At 63.4% G+C, this 26,993-nt stretch carries 26 protein-coding genes; 12 read left to right on the top strand and 14 right to left on the bottom strand.

The window, feature by feature from the left end; translation table 11 throughout:
• Positions 1 to 215: 215 nt before the first annotated feature.
• On the bottom strand, positions 216 to 2,288 hold the full coding sequence (locus E2K99_RS22285) for a UvrD-helicase domain-containing protein (protein WP_134223595.1): 2,073 nt from the start codon (positions 2,286 to 2,288) through the stop codon (positions 216 to 218).
• Positions 2,289 to 2,414: 126 nt separating this feature from the next.
• Here E2K99_RS22285 and E2K99_RS22280 point away from each other — a divergent pair, with 126 nt between their 5' ends.
• Positions 2,415 to 2,885: an SRPBCC family protein gene (locus tag E2K99_RS22280; protein WP_034330381.1), complete on the top strand. Its 471-nt coding sequence runs from the start codon at positions 2,415 to 2,417 to the stop codon at positions 2,883 to 2,885.
• 103 nt (positions 2,886 to 2,988) lie between these two features.
• On the opposite strand, the gene E2K99_RS22275 is transcribed toward E2K99_RS22280, so the two are convergent.
• Positions 2,989 to 4,047: a YeiH family protein gene (locus tag E2K99_RS22275; RefSeq protein ID WP_134223594.1), complete on the bottom strand. Its 1,059-nt coding sequence runs from the start codon at positions 4,045 to 4,047 to the stop codon at positions 2,989 to 2,991.
• A gap of 161 nt (positions 4,048 to 4,208) precedes the next feature.
• Between E2K99_RS22275 and E2K99_RS22270 the strand changes: the two genes are divergently transcribed.
• Complete coding sequence (locus E2K99_RS22270; protein ID WP_134223593.1) at positions 4,209 to 5,111, top strand: LysR family transcriptional regulator; 903 nt, start codon at positions 4,209 to 4,211, stop codon at positions 5,109 to 5,111.
• 26 nt (positions 5,112 to 5,137) lie between these two features.
• Here E2K99_RS22270 and E2K99_RS22265 read toward each other — a convergent pair whose 3' ends face one another.
• Positions 5,138 to 5,623 (bottom strand): asparaginase domain-containing protein, encoded by a 486-nt coding sequence (locus E2K99_RS22265; RefSeq protein ID WP_034330389.1) that lies wholly within the window; start codon positions 5,621 to 5,623, stop codon positions 5,138 to 5,140.
• 206 nt (positions 5,624 to 5,829) lie between these two features.
• Between E2K99_RS22265 and E2K99_RS22260 the strand changes: the two genes are divergently transcribed.
• The gene (locus tag E2K99_RS22260) at positions 5,830 to 6,594 is read left to right on the top strand and encodes a hypothetical protein (RefSeq protein WP_034330392.1); all 765 of its coding nucleotides are present in this window, start codon (positions 5,830 to 5,832) and stop codon (positions 6,592 to 6,594) included.
• Here the strand turns inward: E2K99_RS22260 and E2K99_RS22255 are convergent.
• Positions 6,572 to 7,558 carry a D-2-hydroxyacid dehydrogenase family protein gene (locus E2K99_RS22255; protein WP_134223592.1) on the bottom strand — a complete coding sequence of 329 codons (987 nt, stop codon included), beginning with the start codon at positions 7,556 to 7,558 and terminating at the stop codon, positions 6,572 to 6,574. The genes E2K99_RS22260 and E2K99_RS22255 overlap by 23 nt on opposite strands.
• Before the next feature lie 180 nt (positions 7,559 to 7,738).
• Between E2K99_RS22255 and E2K99_RS22250 the strand changes: the two genes are divergently transcribed.
• Both E2K99_RS22250 and E2K99_RS22245 read left to right on the top strand, forming a co-directional pair.
• Positions 7,739 to 7,945 carry a LysR substrate-binding domain-containing protein gene (locus E2K99_RS22250; protein WP_240733792.1) on the top strand — a complete coding sequence of 69 codons (207 nt, stop codon included), beginning with the start codon at positions 7,739 to 7,741 and terminating at the stop codon, positions 7,943 to 7,945.
• A 387-nt stretch (positions 7,946 to 8,332) separates the two neighbouring features.
• Entirely contained in the window at positions 8,333 to 10,201 is a 1,869-nt protein-coding gene (locus E2K99_RS22245) for a phosphoenolpyruvate carboxykinase (GTP) (protein WP_134223591.1), read from the top strand.
• A gap of 92 nt (positions 10,202 to 10,293) precedes the next feature.
• On the opposite strand, the gene E2K99_RS22240 is transcribed toward E2K99_RS22245, so the two are convergent.
• Positions 10,294 to 10,746 (bottom strand): acyl-CoA thioesterase, encoded by a 453-nt coding sequence (locus tag E2K99_RS22240; protein WP_134223590.1) that lies wholly within the window; start codon positions 10,744 to 10,746, stop codon positions 10,294 to 10,296.
• A 358-nt stretch (positions 10,747 to 11,104) separates the two neighbouring features.
• On the opposite strand from E2K99_RS22240, the gene ahpC reads away from it, so the two are divergent.
• Positions 11,105 to 11,668: an alkyl hydroperoxide reductase subunit C gene (gene ahpC, locus E2K99_RS22235; RefSeq protein WP_008332872.1), complete on the top strand. Its 564-nt coding sequence runs from the start codon at positions 11,105 to 11,107 to the stop codon at positions 11,666 to 11,668.
• Positions 11,669 to 11,840: 172 nt separating this feature from the next.
• A complete protein-coding gene (gene ahpF / locus E2K99_RS22230; protein ID WP_039783613.1) occupies positions 11,841 to 13,442 on the top strand; it encodes an alkyl hydroperoxide reductase subunit F in 1,602 nt (533 codons plus the stop codon).
• A gap of 234 nt (positions 13,443 to 13,676) precedes the next feature.
• On the opposite strand, the gene E2K99_RS22225 is transcribed toward ahpF, so the two are convergent.
• The 4 genes from E2K99_RS22225 to E2K99_RS22210 form a co-directional block, all read right to left on the bottom strand.
• Positions 13,677 to 14,831, bottom strand: coding sequence for a D-alanyl-D-alanine carboxypeptidase family protein (locus tag E2K99_RS22225; protein WP_039783615.1), 1,155 nt, complete (start codon positions 14,829 to 14,831; stop codon positions 13,677 to 13,679).
• Positions 14,832 to 15,119: 288 nt separating this feature from the next.
• Positions 15,120 to 15,782 (bottom strand): alpha/beta hydrolase, encoded by a 663-nt coding sequence (locus E2K99_RS22220; RefSeq protein WP_134223589.1) that lies wholly within the window; start codon positions 15,780 to 15,782, stop codon positions 15,120 to 15,122.
• Between the two features lie 77 nt (positions 15,783 to 15,859).
• A complete protein-coding gene (locus E2K99_RS22215; protein WP_134223588.1) occupies positions 15,860 to 16,198 on the bottom strand; it encodes a (2Fe-2S) ferredoxin domain-containing protein in 339 nt (112 codons plus the stop codon).
• 67 nt (positions 16,199 to 16,265) lie between these two features.
• A complete protein-coding gene (locus tag E2K99_RS22210) occupies positions 16,266 to 17,417 on the bottom strand; it encodes a VanZ family protein (protein WP_134223587.1) in 1,152 nt (383 codons plus the stop codon).
• 111 nt (positions 17,418 to 17,528) lie between these two features.
• Between E2K99_RS22210 and E2K99_RS22205 the strand changes: the two genes are divergently transcribed.
• The 4 genes from E2K99_RS22205 to argB all read left to right on the top strand — a co-directional run bounded on the left by E2K99_RS22205 (position 17,529) and on the right by argB (position 21,044).
• A complete protein-coding gene (locus tag E2K99_RS22205; protein WP_134223586.1) occupies positions 17,529 to 18,371 on the top strand; it encodes a biotin--[acetyl-CoA-carboxylase] ligase in 843 nt (280 codons plus the stop codon).
• A complete protein-coding gene (locus E2K99_RS22200) occupies positions 18,368 to 19,168 on the top strand; it encodes a type III pantothenate kinase (protein WP_134223585.1) in 801 nt (266 codons plus the stop codon). Before E2K99_RS22205 ends, E2K99_RS22200 begins: the two co-directional genes overlap by 4 nt.
• A 68-nt stretch (positions 19,169 to 19,236) precedes the next feature.
• A complete protein-coding gene (locus tag E2K99_RS22195; protein ID WP_134223584.1) occupies positions 19,237 to 20,019 on the top strand; it encodes a hypothetical protein in 783 nt (260 codons plus the stop codon).
• A 131-nt stretch (positions 20,020 to 20,150) separates the two neighbouring features.
• Positions 20,151 to 21,044, top strand: coding sequence for an acetylglutamate kinase (gene argB, locus E2K99_RS22190; protein WP_121040645.1), 894 nt, complete (start codon positions 20,151 to 20,153; stop codon positions 21,042 to 21,044).
• An 87-nt stretch (positions 21,045 to 21,131) separates the two neighbouring features.
• Here the strand turns inward: argB and E2K99_RS22185 are convergent, their stop codons facing one another.
• Positions 21,132 to 22,034, bottom strand: a complete 903-nt coding sequence (locus E2K99_RS22185; protein WP_240733791.1) for a TraB/GumN family protein — start codon at positions 22,032 to 22,034, stop codon at positions 21,132 to 21,134.
• 95 nt (positions 22,035 to 22,129) lie between these two features.
• Here E2K99_RS22185 and E2K99_RS22180 point away from each other — a divergent pair, with 95 nt between their 5' ends.
• Positions 22,130 to 22,867 (top strand): HAD-IA family hydrolase, encoded by a 738-nt coding sequence (locus tag E2K99_RS22180; protein ID WP_034331773.1) that lies wholly within the window; start codon positions 22,130 to 22,132, stop codon positions 22,865 to 22,867.
• A gap of 22 nt (positions 22,868 to 22,889) precedes the next feature.
• Here E2K99_RS22180 and E2K99_RS22175 read toward each other — a convergent pair whose 3' ends face one another.
• The 4 genes from E2K99_RS22175 to E2K99_RS22160 form a co-directional block, all read right to left on the bottom strand.
• Positions 22,890 to 23,462 carry a Fur family transcriptional regulator gene (locus tag E2K99_RS22175; protein WP_134223582.1) on the bottom strand — a complete coding sequence of 191 codons (573 nt, stop codon included), beginning with the start codon at positions 23,460 to 23,462 and terminating at the stop codon, positions 22,890 to 22,892.
• 135 nt (positions 23,463 to 23,597) lie between these two features.
• Complete coding sequence (xerC, locus tag E2K99_RS22170) at positions 23,598 to 24,590, bottom strand: tyrosine recombinase XerC (protein ID WP_134223581.1); 993 nt, start codon at positions 24,588 to 24,590, stop codon at positions 23,598 to 23,600.
• Between the two features lie 34 nt (positions 24,591 to 24,624).
• The gene (locus tag E2K99_RS22165; RefSeq protein WP_134223580.1) at positions 24,625 to 25,293 is read right to left on the bottom strand and encodes a DUF484 family protein; all 669 of its coding nucleotides are present in this window, start codon (positions 25,291 to 25,293) and stop codon (positions 24,625 to 24,627) included.
• A gap of 252 nt (positions 25,294 to 25,545) precedes the next feature.
• Positions 25,546 to 26,715: a porin gene (locus E2K99_RS22160; RefSeq protein ID WP_134223579.1), complete on the bottom strand. Its 1,170-nt coding sequence runs from the start codon at positions 26,713 to 26,715 to the stop codon at positions 25,546 to 25,548.
• Between the last annotated feature and the right edge of the window lie 278 nt (positions 26,716 to 26,993).

Raw genomic sequence — 26,993 nt, 5'->3', positions numbered from 1 at the left:
CCCATGGACTCCTCGGTACAGCCGGGGCCTCGGGCGACGAAGGCGACAGTCTCCGTTGCGCGAGGCACTTTCTCAATGGAAGAAATTCTATTTTTCCGCCAAATTATTTTGGCAATTTTGATCGGCAGTCCACTCGTTGTGAAGCGATGACGGTCAAACGGATGGATGCAGCGGGTTGAGGAAACCTGCCTTGCCAGTCCTTGAAAAGGCAGGTGCTAACTTTGTTCCGGCGTATTGCGCGGCTTCTGCAACAACGCCTTCAAATTCGCCAGCCGCGCCTGCGGCGTGATCTTCTCGCTCTCCTGCGGCACCGCCTCGCCCTCATCCAGGCGCATCTCCTTGACGAAGCGCGAGATCTGGCATTCGATCACTTCCTTGGCGCGCTTGCGGCGCTTGCACCAGGACAGGTGCAGCGAACGCTGCGCGCGGGTGATGCCCACGTACATCAGGCGGCGTTCCTCTTCCACGCGCGCAGCAGCGGCCTCGGGCGGGGTGTCGGGGTCGCCCTTGTGCGGCAGGATGCCTTCCTCCACACCCACCAGGAACACGTGCGGAAACTCCAGTCCCTTGGACGCATGCAAGGTCGACATGCGCACCGCATCCTGCTCTTCGTCGCGCCCTTCGAGCATGCTCATGAGCGCCACCATCTGCGTGATCTCCAGCAGGTTCTTCTCTTCGCCCTCGCCATCGCGCCCGCCGCAGGCGCGCTCCTTCAACCAGTTGATGAAGTCCACCACGTTCTGCCAGCGTGCCTGCGCCGCGCGTTCCTCGAAGCTGTCGTAGAGGTAGAACTCGTAGTTGATCGCCTCCATCATGTCGTCCAGCACCTTGCCCGCCTCTTCGCCGCTGCCGGACGGACCCGGCCGCGTGGCGCGCGATTCCAGCGCATTGATGAAGTCGCAGAACTTGCGCAGCGGCAGCAGCTGGCGGTCGGTCAGCTTGTCTTCCAGGCCGCCCTTGTAGACCGCCTCGAACAGCGAACACTGCCACTGTCCGGCCAGCGTGCCCAGCACTTCCAAAGTCGCCTGGCCCACGCCACGGCGCGGCGTGGTGACGGCGCGGATGAAGGCCGGGTCATCGTCCTGATTGGCGATCAGGCGCAGGTAGGCAATGATGTCCTTGATCTCGGCACGGTCGAAGTAACTCTGCCCGCCCGACATCACGTAGGGGATGCGTTCGCGCCGCAAGGATTTTTCCAGGATGCGCGCCTGGTGGTTGCCGCGATACAGGATGGCGTAATCGGCAAACTTGGCGCGCCGCTCGAAGCGGTGCGCCGAGAGCGTGATGGCGATCTGGTCGGCTTCGGCTTCCTCATCATCCATCGCCATGACCGTGATCGGATCGCCCAGCCCATGCTCGGACCACAAGGTCTTGTCGAACAGCTTGGGGTTGTTGGAAATGACCGCATTGGCCGCCTGCAGGATGCGCGTGCTGGAACGATAGTTCTGCTCCAGCTTGATGAGGTGCAGGTTGGGAAAATCCACGCCCAGCAGTTTCAGATTCTCGATGGTCGCGCCGCGCCAGGCATAGATGGCCTGGTCATCGTCGCCCACGGCGGTAAACATCGGCTTCTTGCCCACGCCGGTCACCAGCAGTTTGACCAGTTCGTACTGGCAGGTATTGGTGTCCTGGTATTCGTCGATGAGCAGGTAGCGCAGCTTGCGCTGCCAGCGGTCGCGCACTTCCTCGTTGCTGCGGAACAGCTCCACAGGCAGGCGGATCAGGTCATCGAAATCGACCGCCTGGTAAGCCTTCAGCGTAGCCACATAGCTGCGGTAGATGCGCGCGGCCTGGGCTTCGTCTTCGGTGCGGGCATTCTTCTCGGCCAGCTCGGGATCGACCAGGCCGTTCTTCCACAGGGAAATGGAATTCTGGATGCCGCGGATGATGGCCTTGTCGGTGGTGACCGCCAGTTCTTGCACGAGGGAAAAACAATCATCGCTGTCCATGATTGAAAAGCGGTCCTTCAGCCCCAGATGCTTGGACTCCTGCCGCAGGATCTTCACGCCCAGCGAATGGAAGGTCGACACCGTGAGGTGCTTGGCCTGCTTGGGATCCTTGAGCAGCTTGGCGATGCGCTCCTGCATTTCCAGCGCAGCCTTGTTGGTGAAGGTGAGCGCGGCGATGTTGCGCGATTCGTAACCGCAGTTCTCGATCAGGTGCGCGATCTTCTGCGTGATCACGCGGGTCTTGCCCGATCCGGCACCGGCCAGCACCAGGCAGGGCCCGGCCATGTAGTGGACGGCTTCGCTTTGCGGCTTGTTCAGGCCGAAGGAGGGTGCGGACATACGGAGGCGATCGGCGTGGGCAGGAGAAGAAACGAGGCGCCATTGTAGCAGCCTGCCCGACCGGCCCGGCTGCGCCTGTGGGACAATGCCCGCATTGCCGGCGGCAACAACCACACGAGAGCAACCATGAAATTCAACCATCTCATCCAGATCAACGATCCGCTCAATCCGCTGATCGATTCCCTGACCCGCGAGCAACTCTGGCGCGGCCTGGTCCTGCGTGCGGAGTCGCCGCGCCTGTTCATGCCGCATCTGGATGACTGCCGCCTCTCCGAAAAAAGCCTCGACAGCGTGCGCCGCGAGTTGCGCTATGGCGAGCTGGTCATCATCGACAAGGTCACCTATCTGCCGCAGATCCAGGTGCTCTACGAAGTGCCCTCGCAGGGTGAGATCCCGGCCTCGCGCATGAGCATGACCATCGAGGAGCCGCAGGCCGATGTGCTCTTCGTGCGCTTCGAGTATGACGACGGCAAGCCCGAGGATGTCACCGGCGAAGAAGCCTTCTATGACAACTTCCGCCGCTCGGCCTACCAGGAAGCCGATATCGATACGGTGCGCATCATCCGCGAACTCACCCAGCGTGGTGAGCTGCATTGAAGAAACTGAATCAAGTTTCCCGTTGAGTCAGTTTTTCTGATGCAACAAAAAAGGCGCGCTCCCTGCGGAGCGCGCCTTTTTGCTTGATGAGGTGCAGTCAGGCTCAGGCCAGCAAGCGTCCCAATGCGCCATTGACCAGGGCACCGCCAATCACCAGCCAGGCAAACAGCACCGCACCGAGGATCATGGGCTTGATGCCCGCGCTGCGCAGCGCCGAGAGGTGGGTGGACAGTCCCAGGGCCGCCATGGCCATGGCCAGCATCAGCGTATCGGCCTGCAGCACCAGCTGGTTGACGGCGGCCGGCAGCGGGAAGAAGGAGTTGAACACTACCACACCGATGAAGGCGAAGGCGAACCAGGGAATCGACAGCTTCTTCGTTGCATGTGTAGCCCCCGATGCGGCAGCCGCAGACGGCGCCACCTTCATCGACAGCATCAGCAGGAAGGGCGCCAGCATCATCACGCGGACCATCTTGGTGATCACCGCCACATCGGCCGTGTGCTGGTCGATGGAGCGTGCAGCGGCCAGCACCTGCGCCACTTCATGGACGGTGGAACCGATGTAGACGCCGAAGTCCGGCAGGCGCAGGCCCCACACCGGTTCGGCCTGCAGCGTATAGAGCAGCGGATAGAGGAAGATCGCCAGCGACCCGAAGATGACCACGGTCGAGACCGCCACGGTGACCTGCTCGCTGCGGGCGCGCAGCACCGGCTCGGTGGCCATCACGGCAGCCGCACCGCAGATCGAGCTGCCGGCACCGATCAGCAGCGCGGCATCGCGATCCAGCTTCAACAACTTGGTACCGACCAGCCAGGCCAGGCCGAAGGTGGACAGCAGCATGGCCGCATCGATCACCACACCGGCCACGCCGACGTGTGCGATGTCCTGGAAGGTCAGGCGGAACCCGTAGAGGATGATGCCCGCACGCAGCAGCGTCTGCTTGGAGAAGCGCACGCCCTCGCCGCAGTAAGCACCCAAGCGCGGATAGACGGTGTTGCCGATCAGGATGCCCAGCACGATGGCCACGGTCAGGGCCGAGAAGCCGTGATTCTGCAGCCAGCCGATATTGCCCAGGCTCATGGCAGCCCAGGCGACGGCGCCCGAAAGCGCCAGTCCGGCGGCGGCCGGCGGCAGGGAGGAAGTCTGGATGGCGGTACGCATGGGGCTCTCCACGAAGGGTGTGCTGTCGATGGAGTGCACTTTACGCGCCGCGCTTATAAAAGAAAAACGCGTTATTTTGCTAATATTTACCTGTTGAACAGGTAGATGGACGGTGACGTTTTCTGCGCATACCCATGTCAAAAATGCATAACGGAGGAACGATGAGAATCACGCTGCGGCAATTGCAGATTTTCCTGGCCGTGGCCCAGTCAGGTTCGACCACGGCGGCGGCCGGGCTGGTGGCGCTGTCGCAGTCGGCGGCCAGCGCTGCATTGAACGAACTGGAGAGCCTGCTGGGCGTGCAATTGTTCGACCGTGTCGGCAAGCGGCTGGTGCTGAATGACAGCGGCCGACAGCTGCTGCCGCAGGCGCGCCACATGCTGGATGCGGCCCAGACCATCGAGCGCCAGTTCAGCGATCCGGCCGCGCGTAGCGACCTGCATCTCGGGGCATCCACCACCATCGGCAGCTATCTGCTGCCGGCCATGATCGCCGCTTATCGGCGCAGTCATGCAGGGGCGCGAGTGCGTGCGCTGGTGGCCAATACCGCCGATATCGTGGAAGCCGTAGTCAACTTCGAAGTGGATGCGGGACTCATCGAAGGGCCCTGCCATGCCGATGATGTGCAGGTGGAGCCGTGGATGACCGATGAACTGATCGTGGTGGCCGCGCCCAAACACCCCATCGTCCGCGCGCGCCGCAAGATCACCCTGAAGATGCTGCGCGAAGCCGACTGGCTGCTGCGCGAGGCCGGGTCCGGCACGCGCGAGGCGGTCGAGCATGCGCTCATTCCCTACCTGCATCATTTGCCGTCGTCCTTCGAGTTCGGCAATTCGGAAGCCATCAAGCGTGCTACCGCGGAAGGCCTGGGCATCAGCTGCCTGTCACGCTCGGTGGTGGAAGATTTGATCGAATCGAAGAAGCTGGTCGAACTGGACACGCCGCTGCCGACCTTGCGCCGGCATTTCTACATGGTGGTCAGCCGCCACCGCGCGCCTTCGCCGAGCCTCGCGGCGCTGCTGTCGTTCTGCCGCGACTGGGCGCAGCGGCAGGCACCGCACTGAAGGACGGGGCCTGCCAGGGGCTGGGGTCAGATCGGTTCGAAGACACCCGCGCTGCGGTTCTTGGCCACCTTGTTCCAGGCGAAGATGCGGCCGTTCATGGCCACATACACGCCCGGCGGCAGCACCTGGGCCACGCCGCAGGCAAAGCCGAAGTTGAAGAAGGCGTCGGAGTTGGCGATCTCGTAGGGGATCATGGCGCCGGTCAGCACCACGGTCTTGTCGGTGAGCGCCTGGCCGAGCACCTGGGCGGTCTGCTGCATGGTGTCGGTGCCGTGGATGATGACGATGGCCTGCTGTGCCGAGGCCTGGCAAGCTTCCAGCACGCGCTGACGGTCGCCGTCCTGCATCTCCAGCGAATCGAGCAGGCGCAGGGTTTCCAGGGAAACTTCGGTGGTGATGCGGGCGCGGGCGATGACGTCCGGCAGGTGGCTCTCGCCAAAGCCAAGCTGGCCCGCGATTTCGTCGTAATGCTTGTCGAAGGTGCCACCGGTGGCGATGATGCGCAGGCTCATGGGTTTCCTATCTTCCAACTGGTCAAAATGTTCACATCGCGGGATAAGCAAGATGCGGTCCCGGACGCCGCGTGCCAGCCGCTTCCCCCCGGATAGCCGCGCTATGGCTGCTGGCAGGCGCTATCTTACACGCAGGAAGCTTCATTTTCGTTTGGAGACGGGCGGGGCCGGAGCGATTTTCCAAGGACATTTATAATGGACCGCATATGAAACCTCTGGCACCCGGCACCGTCATCTTCCACCGCCATCGCGGCTATGGCGTGATCGTGCTCGTCAACCTGATGACGGGCTGGATTTCTGCGCGCTTCGGCAGCGAGGTGCGCACCCTGGACCTGAACCTGTCGTCGGACGAAGTGCAGCACGCCGATGGCACGCCCATTCTGTTTCGCCGCGCCCCGCCGGACCGCATGCCGCATGCGCGCCTGATGGCCATGGTGCGCGAGCTGCATCGTGCCGGTTATCAGCGGCTCTACCTCTACAGCTGGCCCAAGCCGTCCGGGCTGCACTGGCGCTGGCATCTCTTCAGCGGCCCGCGCAACTGGATCGAGCGTCCCTGGCGCGAGGGCTGGTATGGCTCGGGCGCCGATTACAACTTCAATCCGGTGATGGGCTGGGGCGACGGACCTTCTTCGTCTCCCGAGGAACTGGCGCGCCTGCTGGCCCAGTTCGACCCGCAGGGACTGGCCCAGGCGCTGGGCGAAGACGAAGCCCACGCCAGCTGGTTCGAGCTGGTCTGCGCCACGCTCTTGCCGGATTACGCCTTCAGCCTCGGCTGGCACAGCAACGGCAGCATCCCGGAACACCTGCCGGTGATCCCGATCCGGCGCAACGTCCCCGAATACGCCGGTCCGCCGCTACCGTGGCCGCCGGGTTGGCGGCACCTGTGGAAGCGCGCCGGGGCCATGCCCCAGTTGACCTATGACCCGCCGGTCAGAACCATTCACCGCATCACCCCAGAGCCTCAGGATTGAGCACGTTCTTCGGCGTCCCGGCGGCGTAGTCGACGATGTTCTGGAAGGCCGCACGGAAGTAAAGTTCATATCCGTCTTTTTCCACATAGCCCAGGTGCGGGGCGGCCACCACGTTGTCCATCTTCAGCAGCGGTGAATCTACCGGCAGCGGCTCGCGCTCGTAGACGTCGAGCGCAGCCAGTCCGGGGCGGCCGGCGTGCAGGGCCGCTTCCAGCGCATCGGCCTCGACCAGTTCGGCGCGGCTGGTGTTGACGAAGCAGGCGGTCGGCTTCATGCGGGCCAGGTCGCTGGCCTTGACGATGCCGCGCGTGGCGTCGTTCAAGCGCAGGTGCAGGGTCAGTACGTCGGCCTGGGTGAAGAAATCTTCCTTGCTGGCGGCAGCTTGCAGACCATCCTTGACGGCTTGCTCGCGGCTGGCCTCGCGTCCCCACACCACCACCTGCATGCCGAAGGCGCGGCCATAACCGGCCACCAGCTTTCCGATCTTGCCGTAGCCCCAGATGCCCAGGGTGCGTCCCTTCAGGGCGGTGCCGATCAGGTTGTGATGCGGCGTGGGCGAGACCTGCTGCCAGGCCCCCGCGCGCAGGGCGCTGCAATATTGCGGCACGCGGCGCATGGCAGCCATGATGAGGGCCCAGGTCAGCTCGGCCGGTGCGGTCGGGTCGCCCACGCCTTCGACGATGGCAATGCCGCGCGCGGTGGCGGCGGCCACGTCGACATGGCCGCTGACCTTGCCGGTCTGGGAAATCAGTTTCAGCAGGGGGAGTTTTTCCAGCAGGGGCTGGGTGAGGGCGGACCGTTCGCGGATCAGCACCACGGCGTCGAAGGGCGCCAGCCGCGCGGCCAGCTGGCCGGTGCCGCGCACGGTGTTGGTGAAGACCTTGACGTCGTGGCCGTCGAGCAGGCGAAAGCAGTCGAGGTGGCGCACGGCATCCTGGTAGTCGTCGAGGATGGCGATTTTCATGGGAAGTCTCCTGGCACTCTTGAGGGGCGGTCACCGGCCACCTGCGTGGCCGGCGTGGGCGTCCATCATAAAGCGATTGCCGGGATTCGGCACGGGCGGTGCTGCCCATGCAATTGGGGCGGCGCGTAAAGCTCGCATATTTTTCAGGGCCGCCCGATCCGGCGGCCGCCAGCGACTCCGATGACTGCCGCACAGGCCGGCAGCGGCATCATCCAGCAGATGTCGGTGACCCTCGATCCGGCCATGCAGGAGGGCAGCCTGGTGCCGGTGCTGCCGGAATGGCAGGTGGCCGGTCCGGACATCGTGGCGCTTTACCAACCAACACGCCGCGAGACAGCCAAGGTGAAAGTTTTCGTCGCATTTCTGCAGGAGATATTCACGTTGTGAATGGCATATCGCCCGCAATGCCCCGCAAATCCAGTGTTCATGCGGTTTATCAAGGAATGACTGTTATATGCCACGGTAATGAATTAACAGATTTTTTTTGATTTGTAATTACCCACTACATGAGTCGGGTATTTTTCGCTACAAATTTGCGTAAATTCCGTTTTATCGGGGTACAATCGCTGCCACTTTCCTGCACTCTCGACTGTCGAAGAGTGAGCAAAACCCGCCGCCAGCAAGGAGGCGGGCCGGGTGGCCGGGCTCCTGGAGACCGCCGCCATCGACAAGACCGCCGTATTGCAGACTGGCGTGCGTATCCCGCCAGGCCCGTGCAACGACGATCCTGCCGTGCCAACCGAATTCATCAACTTGTGGCATTGGAGGTAGCATATGAACCAACCCCTCATGGCAGGCATTCCCGCAGTCAATGCGCCCGCCTACGTCAAACACCAGAAACTGATCAACTGGGTCGCCGAAATCGCCGCGCTGACCAAGCCGGCTCGCATTTACTGGTGCGATGGTTCGCAGGAAGAATACGATCGCCTGTGCGCTGAAATGGTCGCCGCCGGCACCATGAAGAAGCTCAACGAAGCCAAGCGTCCCAACAGCTACCTGGCCTGCTCCGATCCGTCGGACGTGGCCCGCGTGGAAGACCGCACCTTCATCTGCTCGCAGAACAAGGAAGACGCCGGCCCGACCAACAACTGGACCGATCCGGCCGAGATGCGCCAGACCTTGAACGGCCTCTTCGACGGCTGCATGGCCGGCCGCACCTTGTACGTGGTGCCGTTCTCGATGGGTCCGCTGGGTTCGCCCATCGCCCACATCGGCGTGGAATTGTCCGACTCTCCCTATGTAGCCGTGAACATGCGCATCATGACCCGCATGGGCAAGGCCGTGTATGACGTGCTGGGCAGCGATGGCGAGTTCGTGCCTTGCGTGCACACCGTGGGCGCACCGCTGGCCGCCGGCCAGAAGGATGTGGCCTGGCCGTGCAATGCCACCAAGTACATCGTCCACTATCCGGAAACCCGCGAGATCTGGTCCTACGGTTCGGGTTACGGCGGCAATGCGCTGCTGGGCAAGAAGTGCTTCGCCCTGCGCATCGCCTCCACCATGGGCCGCGCCCAGGGCTGGCTGGCCGAGCATATGCTGATCCTGGGTGTCGAATCCCCGGAGGGCAAGAAGCACTACGTGGCCGCCGCTTTCCCCTCGGCCTGCGGCAAGACCAACTTCGCCATGCTGATCCCGCCCAAGGCCTTCGGCGGCTGGAAGGTCACCACCATCGGTGACGACATCGCCTGGATCAAGCCGGGTGCCGATGGCCGCCTGTACGCCATCAACCCGGAAGCCGGCTATTTCGGCGTGGCCCCGGGCACCAACGAAAAGAGCAACTACAACTGCATGGCGTCGGTGTCGGCCAACACCATCTTCACCAACGTGGCGCTGACCGATGATGGCGACGTCTGGTGGGAAGGCATGACCAAGGAAGCCCCGGCGCACCTGATCGACTGGCAGGGCAAGGACTGGACCCCGGAAATCGGCAAGGAAACCGGCCGCAAGGCAGCGCACCCGAACGCCCGCTTCACCGTGGCCGCGACCCAGAACCCGGTGATCGATTCGGCCTGGGATGATCCGGCCGGCGTGCCGATCTCGGCCTTCATCTTCGGTGGCCGCCGTTCCACCACCGTGCCGCTGGTGACCGAAGCCCGCAACTGGGTGGAAGGCGTGTACATGGCCGCGACCATGGGTTCGGAAACCACCGCTGCGGCCGTCGGCCAGCAGGGCGTGGTGCGCCGCGATCCGTTCGCCATGCTGCCCTTTGCCGGCTACAACATGAGCGAATACTTCCAGCACTGGCTGGACATCGGCAAGAAGATCGCCGCCTCGCCCGCCGAGCTGCCGAAGATCTACTGCGTGAACTGGTTCCGTACCGATGCCGATGGCAAGTTCGTCTGGCCCGGCTTCGGCGACAACATGCGCGTGCTGAAGTGGATGCTGGACCGCATCGAGGATCCGCAGGGCGTCAAGACGGGCGGTGTCGAGCATCTGTTCGGCGTCACGCCGCGCTTCGATGACCTGCAGTGGGAAGGCCTGGACTTCAGCGCCGAACAATTCGCTACCATCACCTCCATCGACAAGGCCGCCTGGGTCAAGGAACTGGAGTTGCATGCCGAACTGTTCGATAAGCTCAAGCACAAGCTGCCGGCCGAACTGCAAGGTGTGAAGGAAAAGCTGGAGAAGAAGCTGGCAGCCTAAGCTGACCGGTTCGGAGAAGACAGGAAGCGCCTGCCGCAGTGATGCGGCGGGCGTTTTCTTTTTGGGGTGGCGGATGTGGCGAAAGCGTTTTTTCAGCCCGGCATCAGCAAGGTCAGCGGCATGAGCGCCGCCCGCAATGCCTCCGGCAAGGCCACCGGCCTGCGGCTGGCGCGATCCACGTATACATGTACGAAGTGGCCTTGCGCAGCGGCAGTCTCCTCCCCCGCCTTGAAGATGCCCAGCTCGTAACGCACGCTGCTGCGGCCCAGATGCGCCACGCGCACGCCCACTTCGATCAGGTCCGGAAAGGCCACGGAAGCGAAATAGTTGCACTGCGTTTCGATGACCAGCCCGATCACTTCCCCTCGCTCGATGTCCAGCACGCCCCGCTGCACCAGGTAATGGTTCACGGCGGTATCGAACCAGCTGTAGTAGACGACATTGTTGACGTGGCCATAGACATCGTTGTCCATCCAGCGTGTCGCAATGGCGTGGAAGTGCAGGAAATCGGCGCGGCGGCCGGGTTGGGGACGGTGCTCGCTCATCGGTTCATCAGGGTCAGGATTGGTCAGCTTGTGCACCTGCACAAGAACGGCGTGCTTGCAGTAACATTGCTCCCACTTCCGCTCGCACCCGCTCCTTGGCGCGGCCGGAAGTGTTCCATCTTAAGCGATCACGGTCAGAGATTGGCCAGTGTCGCGCTTGCATCTGCGCAGGCCGATGCCATGTGTTTCCGGTGACCGCGTCGTTTTGCGGGCGCCGGCGCTGCCGATAGCCTGATCCTCAAGACTGATAGTTAAATCCAATCAAAAGTATTGATTAAATAAAATTGATCTATTTTGTTGGGCGTTCTACTATTCAACCCATCGCTTCACTCAACCCCCCTTTAAAAGGAAATCGACAATGTCCCTGATCAACACCACTATCAAGCCGTTCAAGGCAACCGCTTACCACGATGGCAAGTTCGTCGACATCACCGAAGCCACCCTGAAGGGCAAGTGGTCCGTGTTCGTGTTCTACCCGGCCGACTTCACTTTCGTGTGCCCGACCGAGCTGGAAGATCTGGCCGACAACTACGCTGAATTCAAGAAGCTGGGCGTTGAAATCTACGGCGTGTCCACCGACACCCACTTCGCTCACAAGGCATGGCACGACACCTCGGAAGCCATCAAGAAGGTCCAGTACCCGCTGGTGGGCGACCCGACCGCAACCCTGGCACGCAACTTCGAAGTGCTGATCGAAGAAGAAGGCCTGGCACTGCGCGGCACCTTCGTGATCAATCCGGAAGGCGAAATCAAGGTCATGGAAGTGCATGACAACGGCATCGGCCGTGACGCTTCGGAACTGCTGCGCAAGGTCAAGGCTGCCCAGTACGTGGCATCGCACCCGGGTGAAGTCTGCCCCGCCAAGTGGGAAGAAGGCGCTGCCACCCTGAAGCCCTCCTTGGATCTGGTCGGCAAGATCTAAGCAACACCCCGCCGTATCGCGCCAGCCAAGCGCTGTTCTCCGGCTGGCGCTGCACTGAACATCCCTGCAGTATCCGTCCTGGCCCGCTCCCCCCGGGCAAGCGGCCAACCCCCACAAGGGCGAGGCCGTGGTCAGGGCGACCCTAGAATCTCTCAACGAGGAAGTAATCATCATGCTTGATGCCAATCTCAAGACCCAATTGAAGGCCTATCTGGAAAAGGTCAGCCACCCGATCGAGATCGTCGCGTCGCTCGATGATGGCGCCAAGTCCCGTGAGATGCAGGAACTCCTGCAAGACATCGTGCTGCTGTCGGACCGCATCAAGCTGGTCGAGCAACGCGGTGCCGATGCCCAGGGACGTACCCCGTCCTTCAGACTGAACCGCCCCGGGACCCCTATCAGCGTCGAATTCGCCGCGATCCCGATGGGCCACGAATTCACCTCCCTGGTGCTGGCGCTGCTGCAAGTCGGCGGGCACCCGGTCAAGCTCGACGACAAGGTCATCGAGCAGATCAAGAACCTGGACGGCGATTATCGCTTCGAGACCTATGTCTCGCTGACTTGCCAGAACTGCCCGGAAGTCGTGCAGGCGCTGAACGTGATGTCCATCATCAATCCGCGCATCCAGTCGGTGACCATCGACGGCGCGCTGTTCCAGGGTGAAGTCGAGCAACGCCAGATCATGGCCGTGCCGACCGTCTACATGAACGGTGAAGTCTTCGGTCAGGGCCGTACCGGCGTGGAAGAGATCCTCGCCAAGCTCGACACCGGTGCCGCTGCCCGCAAGGGTGAAGAACTGAGCGCCAAGGAGCCGTATGACGTGCTCATCGTCGGCGGTGGCCCCGCTGGTGCAGCTGCTGCGATCTATGCAGCGCGCAAGGGTATCCGTACCGGCGTGGTGGCCGAGCGTTTCGGCGGCCAGGTGCTCGACACCCTGGCCATCGAGAACTTCATCTCGGTGCAGGAGACCGAAGGCCCGCAATTCGCCACTGCGCTGGAACAGCACGTGCGGGCCTATGACGTCGACATCATGAACGTGCAGCGCGCTGAAGCGCTGGTGCCGGGCGACAAGCTGATCGAAGTGAAGCTGGCCAATGGCGGCGTGCTGAAGGGCAAGACCGTGATCCTGTCCACCGGTGCCCGCTGGCGCAACGTCAACGTGCCGGGCGAGCAGGAATACAAGAACAAGGGCGTGGCCTATTGCCCGCACTGCGATGGTCCGCTGTTCAAGGGCAAGCGCGTGTCGGTGATCGGTGGCGGCAACTCGGGCGTGGAAGCAGCCATCGACCTGGCCGGCATCGTCGCCCATGTGACCCTGATCGAGTTCGCAGCCGAACTGAAGGCCGATGCGGTGCTGGTGCGCAAGCTCAAGAGCCTGCCCAATGTGACCATCGTGACGTCGGCGCAGACGACCGAGATCACCGGCGACGGCCAGCGCGTCAACGGTATCAGCTACAAGGAACGCGAAACCGGCGAGGTCAAGCACGTGGAACTGGAAGGCGTGTTCGTCCAGATCGGCCTGGTGCCCAACACCGAATGGCTCAAGGGAACCCTGGCCTTGTCCAAGCACGGCGAGATCGAGATCGACGCCAAGGGCCAGACCTCGATTCCGGGCGTCTTCGCGGCCGGTGACGTCACCACGGTGCCGTACAAGCAGATCGTCATCGCCGTGGGTGCAGGTGCAACGGCTGGCCTGTCGGCCTTCGATCACCTGATCCGGTCGTCGGCGGATGATGTGGCACCGGCAGTAGCCAAGGAAGCGGTTGCGGCCTGATTGCTGATTGATTTCAGCCAGCCAGTAAAGCAGTAAAAGAAACGCCACCGGTTCGCCGGTGGCGTTTTTGTTTCTGGCTTGGGGTATGTGATCCGATGCATCCAAAGGTTTGCGTATACGTATCGGCATGCAATGTGTGGCCTTGGCAGCGCACATGAAAAAACGCCATCGGTTGACCGATGGCGTTTTCTTGACTTGCTCATCTGCCGCCGTGGCGGCGGAACTGCCTGATGATTACTTGAACATCAAACGCAGCGAGTCCCAGGCACGGCCGATGAAGCCAGCCGGGCCCACCGATTCCAGCGCGATCACCGGCAGTTCGGCCACGGTCTTGTCATCGATGGTCACCTTCAGGGTGCCGACCTTGGCATTTTCCGAGATCGGGGCGATCAGCGGATCATTGCGTTCCAGCTTGGTCTTGACCTTGTCAGCCGTGCCCTTGGGGATGGTGATGTAGACGTCGTTCTTGAAGCCGACCTTGATCTTGCTCTGCGAACCCTTCCACACGTCAGGCGTATCCACGGCCTGGCCCTTGGCATACAGCTTCACGGCGTCGAAGTTCTGGAAGCCCCAGTTCAGCAGCTTCTGGCTTTCTTGGGTGCGGACCTGGTCGGAAACCGTACCGATCACCACCGAGATCAGGCGACGCTCGCCGTTGGGCACCGGGCGATGGGCCGAGGTGATCAGCGAATAGCCGGCGCTGGAGGTGTGGCCGGTCTTCATGCCATCGACCGTCGGATCCAGCCACAGCAGGCGGTTGCGGTTGGGTTGGGTGATGTTGTTGTAGGTGAACTTCTTGACCGAGTAATAGCGCTTGTAATAGTCGGGGAAGTCGTTGATCAGGTTGCGGCACAGGATCGCCAGGTCACGCGCGGTCGTGTACGTGTCGGCGCTGGGCAGGCCGTGCGGGTTGCTGAAGTGGGTGTTGGTCAGGCCCTGGCGCTGCGCTTCACGGTTCATCAGCTGCACGAAGGCATCTTCCGTACCGGAGACCGCTTCGGCCACGGCCACGGCGGCGTCATTGCCGGAGACCGAGATCAGGCCATACAGCAGGTTGTCGATCGAGACCGGCTTGTTGGGCTCGATGAACATCTTGGAGCTGCTCGGATCGACCTTCCAGGCGTTGACCGAAACGTTCACTTCCTGCTCCAGGCTCAGGCGCTTGTCGCGCAGGGCGGCGAAGGCCAGGTAGGCGGTCATCAGCTTGGTCAGCGAGGCCGGTTCCACGCGGGTGTCGGCGTCGCTGGAGGCGATCACCTGGTTGGCCGAGGCATCCAGCAGCAGCCAGCTCTTGGCCGCCACGGTCGGCGGCGGCAGGCTTTGGGCGGAGGCGGTCAGGGCGGAAAGGGAAAGGACGGTTGCGGCAAATGCCGCGAGAAGCTTTTTCATCGGTGCCTAAGAAAAATTGCCAGCACGGGGGAACATCGTAGCTGTTGGTTTGAAAAGAGGGTGAGGCAGGACGGATCAGTCTGGTTCAATCGATGCGAACAACCGCAATGGCGCGCGCTGCGCCGGTCTGGCTGGTCGCACTGAATTATAAAACGTCATGTGGCATCGTTCCCAATTGAATGGATCTTCATCCCCGAAAATCCCCTCACGATACCGGCATGCACCCTGGCTCTGGCCTCGTACAGCGCCGCCATGCTTCCGGATGAACGTCGGTCGTGCCGGAAACCTTCAGGCCGGAAGCTGCGCCGGGCGGCGATGCCAGCTTTCGACCACGACGTTCTTGATATGTTGCAGCTTGCGGTGAAAAAAGTGATCCGAGCCCGGAATCACCACCACCGGCAACTCCTGCGGGCGCGCCCAGTCCAGGACGGCGGACAGGGGAATGGTGTCGTCCTGCTCGCCGTGAATCAGGATGGTATTGGCCGGGGCCGGCGGCATGGGCCACTTGCCGGCGGCGGTGCCGACCAGCACCAGGCGCTCGGCGGCGCTGGCCGCATCCTGTTGCAGCAGGCGCTGCTGCAATTGCGCCTGTACGAAGGTGCCGAAGGAGAAGCCGGCCAAGGCCAGCGGCAGGTCCGGATACTGCGATCGCATGTGCTGCAGCAGCAGGGCCATGTCGTCGGTCTCGCCGGCCCCGTGGTCGTGCACGCCTTCGGACTTGCCCACGCCGCGGAAATTCATGCGCACCGCCACGTAGCCCAGCGCCAGGAAGGTGCGGGCCAGGGTTTGTGCGACCTTGTTGTCCATCGTGCCGCCATACAGCGGATGCGGATGGGCCACCAGAGCCAGGCCGACGGGCGCGGCGAATTGCTCGGGATCCGGCAGGTCGATTGCGCATTCGAGCTGGCCGACGGCACCGGCGATCTGGAAGTGTTGGGTATGTACGTTCATGGCGTGCGGGGAAACGGATGAGGGGAAGCTTGCTGCGCCCGGCATGGGGGCGGCAGCATGATCAAACTTTCATATCGTCAGATTTTCAGGCGGTCCACGACCTTGCCGCCGACGATGTGGCTGTCGATGATCTCGTCGATGTCTTCATTGTCGACGTAGGTGTACCAGGTGCCTTGCGGGTAGATCACCACCACCGGGCCTTCTTCGCAGCGCTCCAGGCAGCCGGCCTTGTTGATGCGGACCTTGCCGGGCGTGGACAGGCCCAGTTGCTTGATGCGCTTCTTGGCGTGTTCCTGCGCGGCCTGCGCGCCCTTGTCGGCACAGCAGGTACGTTCGCCCGGCTTGCGCTGGTTCAGGCAGAAGAAGACGTGATGTTCGTAATAGGGTTGCTCTTGCGGTTGCTCTTGATCGCTCATGGAATGCCCTGTGGAGAGTGACGGCAGTGCCGGCGCGGGCCGGCAAAACGTCAATGATACACCCCGCTCAGCCCGGCCTGCGGTGCACAGGGTGCAACAGGAACCAGATCGCCAGGAAGGGCCACAGCACCGACAGGAACTGCGCGGCCCCGTCGAAGTTGAGGAATTTGCCCTGGACCCAGGTCTCCAGCGTGGAGAGGTAATAGGGATTGGCCGGGACTGCGTTGGTCACCACCAGGCTCAGGATCAGTGCCAGCGCGGCCACGCGCCGCTGCGCCGTGGGTGGGGCCCAGGCCAGGCCGACGATCATCAGTGTCCCCAGCATGATGCCGCCCACGGCACTGGGCGAAATCCAGACGAAGGCATTCTGCGGCGCGAAGAACAGCGCGCAGGCCAGCGACTTGGCCGCGATGCAGGCCAGCAGGTAAAGCGTGACCAGCCGCCGGCGCGGGGCCTGACGGCGCATCAGCAGCAGCACCAGCAGGGCTGCGCCGGTCAGGCCGCAGGCGGTGACGATGACGTCGGCCAGCCAGTATTGCTCGGCGCTCGGTTGCGCGCTGTTGAGCCAGGTGGTGGCCAGGTCGATGGGGGTATCGAACAGGTCGGAAAAGAATGCCGACAACGGCGGCACCAGATGTCCCAGGCCGAACAGGTGATTCTGTGGATAAATCAGCGCCAGCGGCCACAGCCACGCTACGACCAGTCCGCGGCTGGCCGCGCCCGAGAACCAGCGGCGGCGCAGCATCAGGAAGCGGCTATCCTCCAGGAAATAACGACTGCAAGCTGCGCCCAGCACGGCCCCCAGCGCCACGCCCAGCGAATTGGTCAGCAGGTCGAGATTGGAGGGCACGCGGGTGGGCAGGTAGGTCTGCACCGCCTCCATGCAGGCCGACAGCAGCACACCTGCCAGCGTGGCCGGCCATATCGCCCACCAGGGGCGCAGATGCGGATGCTGGGCCAGCACCAGCAGCAGGCCCAGCGGGATGTAGCCGGCGACATTGGTCCAGACGTCGAACACGGTCCAGTAGTAGGGCAGGCGCGCGCCCAGGTAATCGAAGGGTTTGATTCCCATGTCGCGCCAGCCGGAGAAGGGATACCAGCTGGCATAGACGATCAGCAGGGTATAGACCAGCAGGCTCACGCGCGCGAACGACGAGGCTGCCGGCGCACTGGCCGGTGTAGCGGGAGGCTCGGAGCAGGAATCGGGTGGAACGGGCATGGGCCAGAGGGTAACCGATTTCGGGCCGGGCAGCGCCGGCCGGCTGCCGTCTTTACCATTGCAGCGCGCCCACTACCCCGCGCAGGCGCGCTCTGCCGTTACAATGCCCGCATGACACTGACTTTTCCCATGCCCGCCGAGTCTGAATCGGCACCGCTGGTGCGTCCCGAGCGCATCGGCATGCTCCTGGCAGGTTCCGATCCCCAGGGCCAGCAACGCATTGATGTCGAAGCCGTGGCCGAGACCGGTTCCACCAATGTCGACCTGATGCAGCGCCTGTCGTCCCTGCAGCGTCCGCTGCTGCTGGTGGCCGACCGCCAGACTGCCGGCCGTGGCCGCGCCGGCCGTCCATGGCGCGCCGCCCCCGAAGATTCCCTGACCTTTTCGCTGGCCTGGCGCCTGCAGCGTCCCATGCACGCGCTGCTGGGCCTGCCGCTGGCCGTGGGCGTGGCGCTGGCCGAGGCGCTGGAAGTGTTCGGCATCCGGCCGCAACTGAAGTGGCCCAATGACGTCTTGCGCGATGGCGCCAAGCTGGCCGGTGTCCTGATCGAGACCGCCGCCGATGGCCGCCAAGGCAATGCCACCTGGGCCGTGATCGGCATCGGCCTGAACCTGGCGGTACCGCCAGGCTTGGAAGATGAACTGCAACGCGCCATCGGCGCAGCGCCGGAACTGCAGAAGCCGCCGCGCGAAACCGTGCTGGCCATCATCGCCAGCGCGCTGGCAGGCGTATTGGAAGAGTTCGAGGCGCGCGGCTTCGGGGCTTTCGTCAAGCGCTGGGAAGCCTTCCACGCCTATGCTGGCCAGGCCGTCAAGATCGTCGAGAATGGCCGCGTGCTGCAGGAAGGCACGGCCTTGGGCGTGGACATGATGGGCCGATTCCTCATGGATACAGAGGCCGGACAGGTCGAGATCCTGGCCGGCGACGTCTCATTGCGGTTGCTAGACGCATGAGGCTGCTGGTCGACGCCGGTAACACCCGCATCAAGTGGGCGATCGTGGCCGATGCGGATCGGAGTATGGCGCCGTTGCCGCGCTGGCAGCAGCAAGGCGCGGTGGAACGCGCCCAGGTGGAGATGCTGGCACGGGACTGGGGGGCACTGGCCAGACAGGCTGCTCCTGAGGAGGAGTTGCAGATCTGTGTGTCCAACGTCGCCGGCCCGGCCCTGCGCGACAGCCTGCAGGCCCTTCTGCACGGTGTCTTCGGACCGCGTGTGATCGTCGAATGGTTCGCTTCCACCGCCGAGCGGGCTGGCGTGCGCAATGGCTACCGCCATCCCGGCCAGCTGGGCTGCGACCGCTTTGCGGCGGCCATTGGCGCGCGGGCCCTGTTTCCGGACCAGGAGTTGCTGGTGGCGACCTGCGGTACGGCTACCACCATCGACGTGGTCAGCGCCGACGGGTGCTTCGAGGGCGGCATGATCCTGCCGGGATTCGGTACCATGGCCACCTCGCTGGCCTTGAATACCGCCCAGCTGCCGCGCATCGATGGCGCCGCACCGCCCGAACGCCTGTTTGCGGACAATACCGTCGAGGCCATCGTCGCCGGCTGCATCGCGGCCCAGGTCGGAGCCATCGAGCATGCGCTGGCCGAGCGGCGGCGCCTGCGTCCGGACGTTCCGCTGCGCTGCCTGCTGGCCGGGGGCGCCGGCTTGTTGCTGGCGCCGTATCTCGCAGCGGGCGATACGCCGCTGGAAAAAGTGGATAATCTGGTGCTCATAGGCCTTCATATGGCCACCATGCGGGTATGAACCATGGACGCTGAGCGCTTGTCCATGCAGACAGGCAAATCAATGAGGGCAAGGAAGACTGGGCGCGAATGAAGCTGAAACTGCTTTTTTGGCTGTTGCTGGTGGGTAACGTGGTCCTGTTCGGGATGTCGCGCGGCTATTTCGGTGCCAACGCGTCCGAACGGCGTGAGCCGCAGCGCCTGGCTCAGCAGTTGCGCCCGGAACTGCTGAGCGTGCTGCCCGCCAATAGCGACAAACTCGCGTCGCAACTGCGCGCGCAGCCGGCGACCACGCAGTCGGCCGCTGCCGACGCTGGTACGGCGGCCGCAGCGCCTGCCCCAGCGGCCAGCCCCGCGACGGCAGCCCCGGCCCAGCCCGCAGTCCCGCAGGTCGCCACGGTCACGCCTTCCTGTACCGAGGTCGGCAACTTCACCGCCGCCGACGCCCGCCGCTTCTCGGACCAGCTGGCCAGCCTCAAGCTGGGCGACAAGGTGGTCCAGAAGCTGACCCAGGACGTCACCAGCCACATGGTCTACATCCCGCCCCAGGATGGCCGCGAAGGCGCGGACCGCCGCATCGCCGAGCTGCGCCGGCTGGGTATCGGCGATTTCTACGTCATTCCAGACAGTTTCCCCAATCCGGCACTGCGTTCGGGCGTCTCGCTGGGCATCTTCCGTACCGAGGAGGCGGCCAAGGCCTATGTGGGCCAGCTGATCTCGCGGGGCGTGCGCAGCGCCCGCATCATTGCGCGCCGCTCGGGGGCCGGCAAGCAGGTGTTCCAGCTGCGCGACCTGAGCCCGGAAGCCCGCACCGCACTGGAGAACATCAAGAGCGCCTTCCCGGATCAGGAAATCCGCGCCTGCAGCGCCTGAGCGCGGCGGCGTTGTCTGGATAGGACACGCCGCATGTTGCAGTGCGAAGGCAAGCGGCTTTCCATGTAAAATCGCGTCCCTAACCGCATCACCCCATCACTTTTTCCTCATCGCATCGACAGGACATTGCCATGACCACCGACCTCACCCACGTAGCCCCGCAGATCAAAGCCGAAATCCTGGCCGAGGCGCTGCCGTATATCCGCAAATTCCACGGCAAGACCATCGTGGTCAAGTACGGCGGCAACGCGATGACCGAAGAGAGCCTGAAGCACGGCTTCGCGCGCGACGTGATCCTGTTGAAGCTGGTCGGCATGAACCCGGTGGTGGTCCACGGCGGCGGCCCGCAGATCGATGCGGCGCTCAAGAAGATCGGCAAGCAGGGGACCTTCGTGCAGGGCATGCGCATTACCGATGAAGAAACCATGGAAGTGGTGGAATGGGTGCTGGGCGGTGAGGTGCAGCAGGACATCGTGATGCTGATCAATCACTACGGCGGCCAGGCGGTGGGCCTGACCGGCAAGGACGGCGGCCTGATCCGCGCGCGCAAGATGCAGATGCCGGACAAGGAGCATCCGGGTCAATTCCTCGACATCGGCTACGTGGGTGAGATCGACGCGATCAACCCGGCGGTGGTCAAGGCGCTGCAGGATGATGCCTTCATCCCCATCATCTCGCCGATCGGTTTCGGCGACGACGGCCAGGCCTACAACATCAATGCCGACGTGGTGGCCGGCAAGATCGCCGAGATCCTGCACGCCGAAAAGCTGATCATGATGACCAACATCGCCGGTGTCCAGGACAAGGCCGGCAACCTGCTGACCGACCTGTCGGCGCGCGAGATCGACGAGATGTTCGCCGACGGCACCATCTCCGGCGGCATGCTGCCCAAGATCTCTTCGGCGCTGGATGCGGCCAAGTCGGGCGTGAACACGGTACACATCATCGATGGCCGTATTGAACACTCGCTGCTGCTGGAAGTGCTGACCGAGCAGGCCTTCGGGACCATGATCCGTTCGCACTGATCGCGGCGCGGTTCGGTTGAAAAAAAGGGATGAGCTTGCTCATCCCTTTTTTGTTCACAGCGTTTTGCAGCGCCGTAGTGGTCGCGTTCAGTAAAGTTGCCTGACCTGCAAGCCCTGCTTTTCCAGCAGCACCGGCACGCTGTCCGGCCCGACCAGATGCAGGATGCCGATAGCCGCCACGGCCTTGTCCTGTTGGCGCAGCAAACCGGCAATGCCCGCCGCCAGGCCAGGATTGCGCTCACGCAGCAGGGTTTGCACCGCAAAGCGGCTGGCGAAACTGTCATCCTGCTGCATCTCCTGCAAGGCGGCACCGAAGTCGGCACTGTCGGCCCTGCGCCAGGCCGCCACCAGGCGATCGAGCTTGCGGGTGAGGTCGGCATCGTCCAGCTCCTGCAGGGTATCGGACAGGAATTGCGCCTGCTGTGCCGGCGTCAGCTTGCTGAACAGGCCCAGCTGGCGGTCGGCGCTTTCCAGTTCGATCACCCTGCCACCATGTGCGCGCACGCTCTCAGCCAGGTGGCTGTCGACGGCCAGGTCGGTGCGATAGCCGTGGCGCACGTATTCCTGCACGGTCAGGGCCATGGCCAGCATCCAGGGGCGCAGTTGCTGCACGTTGTCGGGCGTCATGCCGAAACGCTGCAGCGTGGTTCGGGTCCGTTCGCGCAGCGCCGGGTCGAGTTGGTCCAGCAGTTGTTGACCGGCAGGATAGACCGCATAGCGCTGCACGGCGCTCTGCATGGCGGCGGCGTTCTGCGGATCCAGTTCCAGCGCCAGCGTGGGTGCGGCGGCCAGGGCTTGCTGAAGTTTCGGTTCCAGCGGATAGAAATCGGGTGCGCCGACGTGGATGGTGCCAAACAGCAGCAGCGTATGGCGGCCATCGGAGACCTGGTAGAGCGCGCCGTGCGGCGGGGCGGGCGGAGCTGCATCGGCTGGCGTCGCGGCGCGGGCCGGGGAGAGCAAGTTCAGGCAGGACAGCCAGGTCAAACTCACTATAATCAAGCGTTGCATCAATCCGGTCACTGCTGGCCTTTCTTTCCTAGCTTGCTGAAGGTGCGCCCCGGCGACGGCGGCGCGCCGGTCTTTTTATGGCGTCCAATACTACACCGCTCTGGCTGTTCGATCTCGACAATACCCTGCACAACGCCTCGCACGCGATCTTCCCCGCCATCAACACCAACATGAACCGCATCATCAAGCGCGTGCTGGACAACGATGGCCAGCCCAGCGACGAAGCCGCGGTCAATTACCTGCGGCGGCATTACTGGAAGCTCTACGGCGCGACCCTGCTGGGGCTGGTACGGCATCATGGACTGGGGGTGGATGAATTCCTGCATGAAGCGCATCTGTTCGACGACCTCCCGGGCATGGTGCGCGCCGAGCGCGGCATCGGCCGCTGGCTCTCGCAGTTGCCGGGGCAGAAGATCCTGCTCACCAATGCGCCGCGCCGCTATTCGCGCGAGCTGGTGCGGCACCTGGGCCTGCACCGGCATTTCTCGCATCACATTTCCATCGAATCCATGCATGTGCATCGCCAGTTACGCCCCAAGCCTTCGCGCATCATGCTGCGCAAGCTGTTGGCCCGCCACAAGGTGGCCCCACGGCGCTGCATCTTGGTCGAGGATACGGTGGATAACCTCAAGAGTGCCCGCGAGTTGGGCGTGCGCACGGCATGGGTTACCCAGTACCTGCGCGGCAGCCAGGCCCTGCTCGGGCACATGGGAGGCCAGCGTGCGCTCAGTCGCCTGCCGGGTTTTGTCGATGTGAAGGTTCGTTCAGTGCGGCAGCTGCCGCGACGGCTTGCGGCGCTGGGGGCTGCGCGCTGACCTGAAGGGATGTGTCAAAAAGTCAGTCGGCGCAGTCGGCGCACCAGCCTTTGATGGTCAGTTCCACTTCGTGACTCTGGAAGCCCTTGCCCAGGGTCTTGCGCAAGGCCGACTGCAGTTGCGCGGCGGTGGAGCGGTGACGGTCGGCGTCGGGTAGCACGGTGGCCAGGAAGTCAGTGCCATCGCTGGCGTCCAGGCAGAACACGCGGTTGCAGCGGGTGCACTTGAAGTGGCCGTGCTGGTGTTGCTTGCCCTGCGCATGGTCGTGCAGCCCGTGTTCAGCGTGATCGGCACCAGCGCTGTAGCGGAAGATGCGGTCGTCGCTGGAGATCTTGTGTGCCAGGCCGGCTTCGGTCAGGCAATCCAGGGCACGGTAGAGGGTGACCCGATCCATGTCAGCAAAGCGATCCTGGATATCCTGATGGGAGGCGGCGCTGCGGGTTTCCAGCAGCGCGCCCAGGACGTTGACCCGGGCTTGCGTCACGCGCACGCCGGCCTCGCGCAGCTGCGCCTCGGCCAGCGCGGTCACCGTCGCAGCCTGAGCGGCGGTGCTGGCGGGAGAGGAGTCGGCGGCTTTGGCTTTCATGGTCGGCATGGGCGAGTGTGCTGGGCCAGCAGGACTGGCGAAAGGATGCGGGAGCACGTGGCGTGCGGAAGCCTCCATTTTAGCCGATCACGGTCCGGCGCTCGCGGCGGCGCGGCCGGCGGCCGGACTGTGGCTCGTCAGTGACTATTTCCCGCCGCCCTTGCGGGCGCGCGGATGGGCCTGGTCGTAGACCTGGGCCAGGCGCTGGAAGTCCAGTGCGGTGTAGACCTGGGTGGCGGTGATGGAAGCGTGGCCCAGCATTTCCTGTACCGCCCGCAAGTCCCCCGAACTCTGCAGTACATGCGAGGCGAAGGAATGCCGCAGCATGTGCGGATGGACGTCGGCCGGCATCTCCACACTCTTGCCATGCGCTTTCAGGCGCAGCTGCGTGACCCGGGGCGACATGCGCGCGCCACGTTCATTGAGAAACAGCGCATGGCCATCCATGCCGCCATCGGCCTTGACCAGACTGGCGCGCAGGGGCAGCCAGTCGCGGATCGCCTGCAGCGCGGCCTGCCCGACCGGGACCTTGCGCTTCTTGCCGCCCTTGCCGGTCACGGTGACTTCCGCTTCTTCCAGATCGATCCAGCCTGCTGATTCGTAAGGGCCTTCGCTTACGTCTTTCACATCAATGCCGGCCAGTTCAGAGACCCGCAGCCCACTCGAATACAGTAGTTCGAACATGGCCCGGTTGCAGGCCGCCAGGGTGGAATCGGGGTCGCGCGCCGGATCGGCCTGGGAGACCAGGCGGATGGCTTCGTCGGCCGGCAGAGCCTTGGGCAGGGGTTTGCTCTTCTTGGGCGGCTTGACGCCGTCGACCGGGTTGGCAGGCATCGTCTGTTCCACGGCCAGCCAGGCGAACAGGCCGCGCCAGGCCGACAGCTTGCGCGAGATGGAGCGTGCATTCAGCCCGCGCGCATGCAGGCGCGCAGCGCATTTGCGGATCTGGGCCTGGGTCACGCGCTGCAGCGCGGGTTCGGCCTCTTGCGGTTGATCGGCGGGGGCCAGCAGGGCGCGCAGCTCCTGCAGGTCGCGCGCATAGCTGTCCAGCGTGTGCGGCGACAGCTTGCGCTGGCTGCGCAGGAAGGAAAGATACTGTCCGATCAGGGACGAAGCCGGGGAAGCTGGGCCATCCATGCCATGACTCCCGGTGGGACACGCTCGGCCGCGCTCAGCGCAGCAGGCAGGCCAGGGCGGCGCTGCCGGTTTCGCCGATGCGGGTCAGGAAATCGGTGCCCATGTCGGCAGTGAAGCGATTCGGATCGGGCGATCCCAGCACCAGCAAGCCGAAGGCTTCAGGTGCTGCACCGACGCGCAGCGGCAGCATGGCGACCGACTTCACGGAGGCGGCATCGTCCAGCCAGGTCGCGGCTTCGAAATCCTTGTTGGGGCCGCAGAGCGGGGCCGACAGGCCATTGGCGAAGATGCGGGCGTCGTCCGAGACTTCCTGCGTGGCCCAGTTGCCGGCGTGGGCCGGGCCCAGGTTCCACAGGCGGACCGTCACTTGCGGCACGTGGAAGATTTCCTGCAGGCGGTCCACAAGTACGCGCGGCAGGTCGTCGGCATCGCGCGTGAGCAGCAGGGCGCGGCTCCATGCCTGGAATTTGCTGGTGATCTCGTCGTTTTCCTGGGCGATGCGCATGAGATCGGCCATGCGCAGCTCCTGTACGCGGATCTTCTCGCGCAGGATTTCCATCTGGCGTTCCTGCAGCGACACGGCGCGGCCCATGACCGGGCTGGTGAGCTTGACCGTCGAAAGCAGTTCGGCATGCTCCTCGAAGAAATGAGGGTGGTCGAGCAGGTAGTCGGCAATCAGGCTGGAATCCAGTTCGGTGGTCATCGTCGCGGGGTCTGTGTTGGAGTGCCGGTGGCGCGCGGGGAGGGGCGCACCGGAAGTATCGCGAGATTATCCTCGCTATCGGACACACTGACAATCATCGGCACCGTTCAGGGCAGTTGAACGGGGCGATGGCAGCGGATGAGGGCAAAAAGAAAGAGGCCTGCATGATTGCTCATGCAGGCCTCTTCCGGTACGACTCAGGTTCAACTCAGGTTGAAACCGATGTGTTCACACCGGTTTCAGGTCCTTGAATTAGAACTTGTGACGGATACCAACGGCAACAGCGGTTTGGCTGTCGCTGGCGTTGCCAATGGTGGCGTTGCCGGTTGCATCGCCGAACACGCCGGTGTTGGCCATGTCGGTTGCGCGGATGTTAGCCACGAATGCGTACAGGTCGGTACGCTTGGACAGCCAGTAGTCGGTGCCCAGGCTGATTTGGGTCAGCTTGCCCTTGGAGGACGAGTTGAAGTCAGCACGGGTGTGGGTCACTGCGCCCAGCAGCTTCAGGGAAGGCGACAGGGAGTAGGCGGTACCCAGTTCATACACGTCGATCTTGTTGGCGGCGCCCAGGCTCTTCGAGGCAACAGCGGTCGGCGAACCGGTGTTCAGGTCTTGCTTGACGCGCGAGTAGTTACCGTACACGCGGGCCGGGCCGAACTGGTAGCTAGCAACCACGTTCAGAACCTTCAGAGCGGTGCTCGGGTTGGAAGCGTTGGGAGCGTAGTAGCCAGCGGTGGTCGATTCCAGCTGGGTGTCAGCCGGGCTGGTACCTTGCTTGGATTGGTAGTAGGTGACGCCCAGGCCCAGAGGACCGTTGTCGTACTTACCGCCGATACCGAAGGCTTGACCATTCGAGGTCGAACCAGCTTGTTCGCCGAAACCATAGATCAGGTTGCCGGTGAAGCCGCTCAGGTTAGCGGTGGTGTAGCTGATCGAGTTGTTGGTACGGGTACCTTCCAGACGATCGATGTTGTGGCCGACAGCGCCGGTCACGCCACCGAAGTCGTTCACGGAGGTGTAAGCGGAGATGGTGTCAGCGAAGTCAGTTTGACGGCCAACCAGAACGGTACCGAAGCCACCCGACAGACCAACGACCGACTTGCGACGGAACAGGTTGGTGGAGGTAGCTGCGTCGGAGCCTTGCAGAGCGCCGTTGTCGTTGGTGAAGCCGGTTTCCAGTTGGAACACAGCCGACAGGCCGCCGCCCAGGTCTTCCACGCCCTTGAAGCCGATGCGCGAACCTTGGATGATGCCCGAGTTCAGGCCGAACTTGCTGCCGGTGTTGCCAGCGGTGGTGTTCACAGCCTTGCTGGTGTAAACAACACCGGTATCAACGATACCGTAGATAGTAACGGAGCTTTGTGCTTGAGCAGCACCTGCGAACGCGCCGAGGACGGCCAGTGCCAGCAGAGATTTTTTCATTTGACATCCTTCTATAAAAATAGTCTTGAGGATCCGTACTTCTGGTCGGATGGTGAGACATTAAGGGTTCTCATTTGGCGTGGCCGCAGATTGGTCACGTGGAGGGAGGAATTTTGGTTGAAAGCGTCAATCCACGGATGGAGTGTTGTTTTTTTCAAACGCTTTCCTGCCCGTCAATGCATGACAGGCAAATTTTGGCTTGCAGCGTGTCACTCATTAACGGCATGGCTGCGCAAAACTTGATCCGACCCGTCTCGTCAACACGTTTGTTGTTAAAA

The sequence above is a fragment of the Herbaspirillum huttiense genome (genome assembly GCF_004367745.1).
Lineage (GTDB): Bacteria > Pseudomonadota > Gammaproteobacteria > Burkholderiales > Burkholderiaceae_D > Herbaspirillum > Herbaspirillum huttiense.
This window is presented reverse-complemented; position numbering and strand designations above follow the sequence as displayed.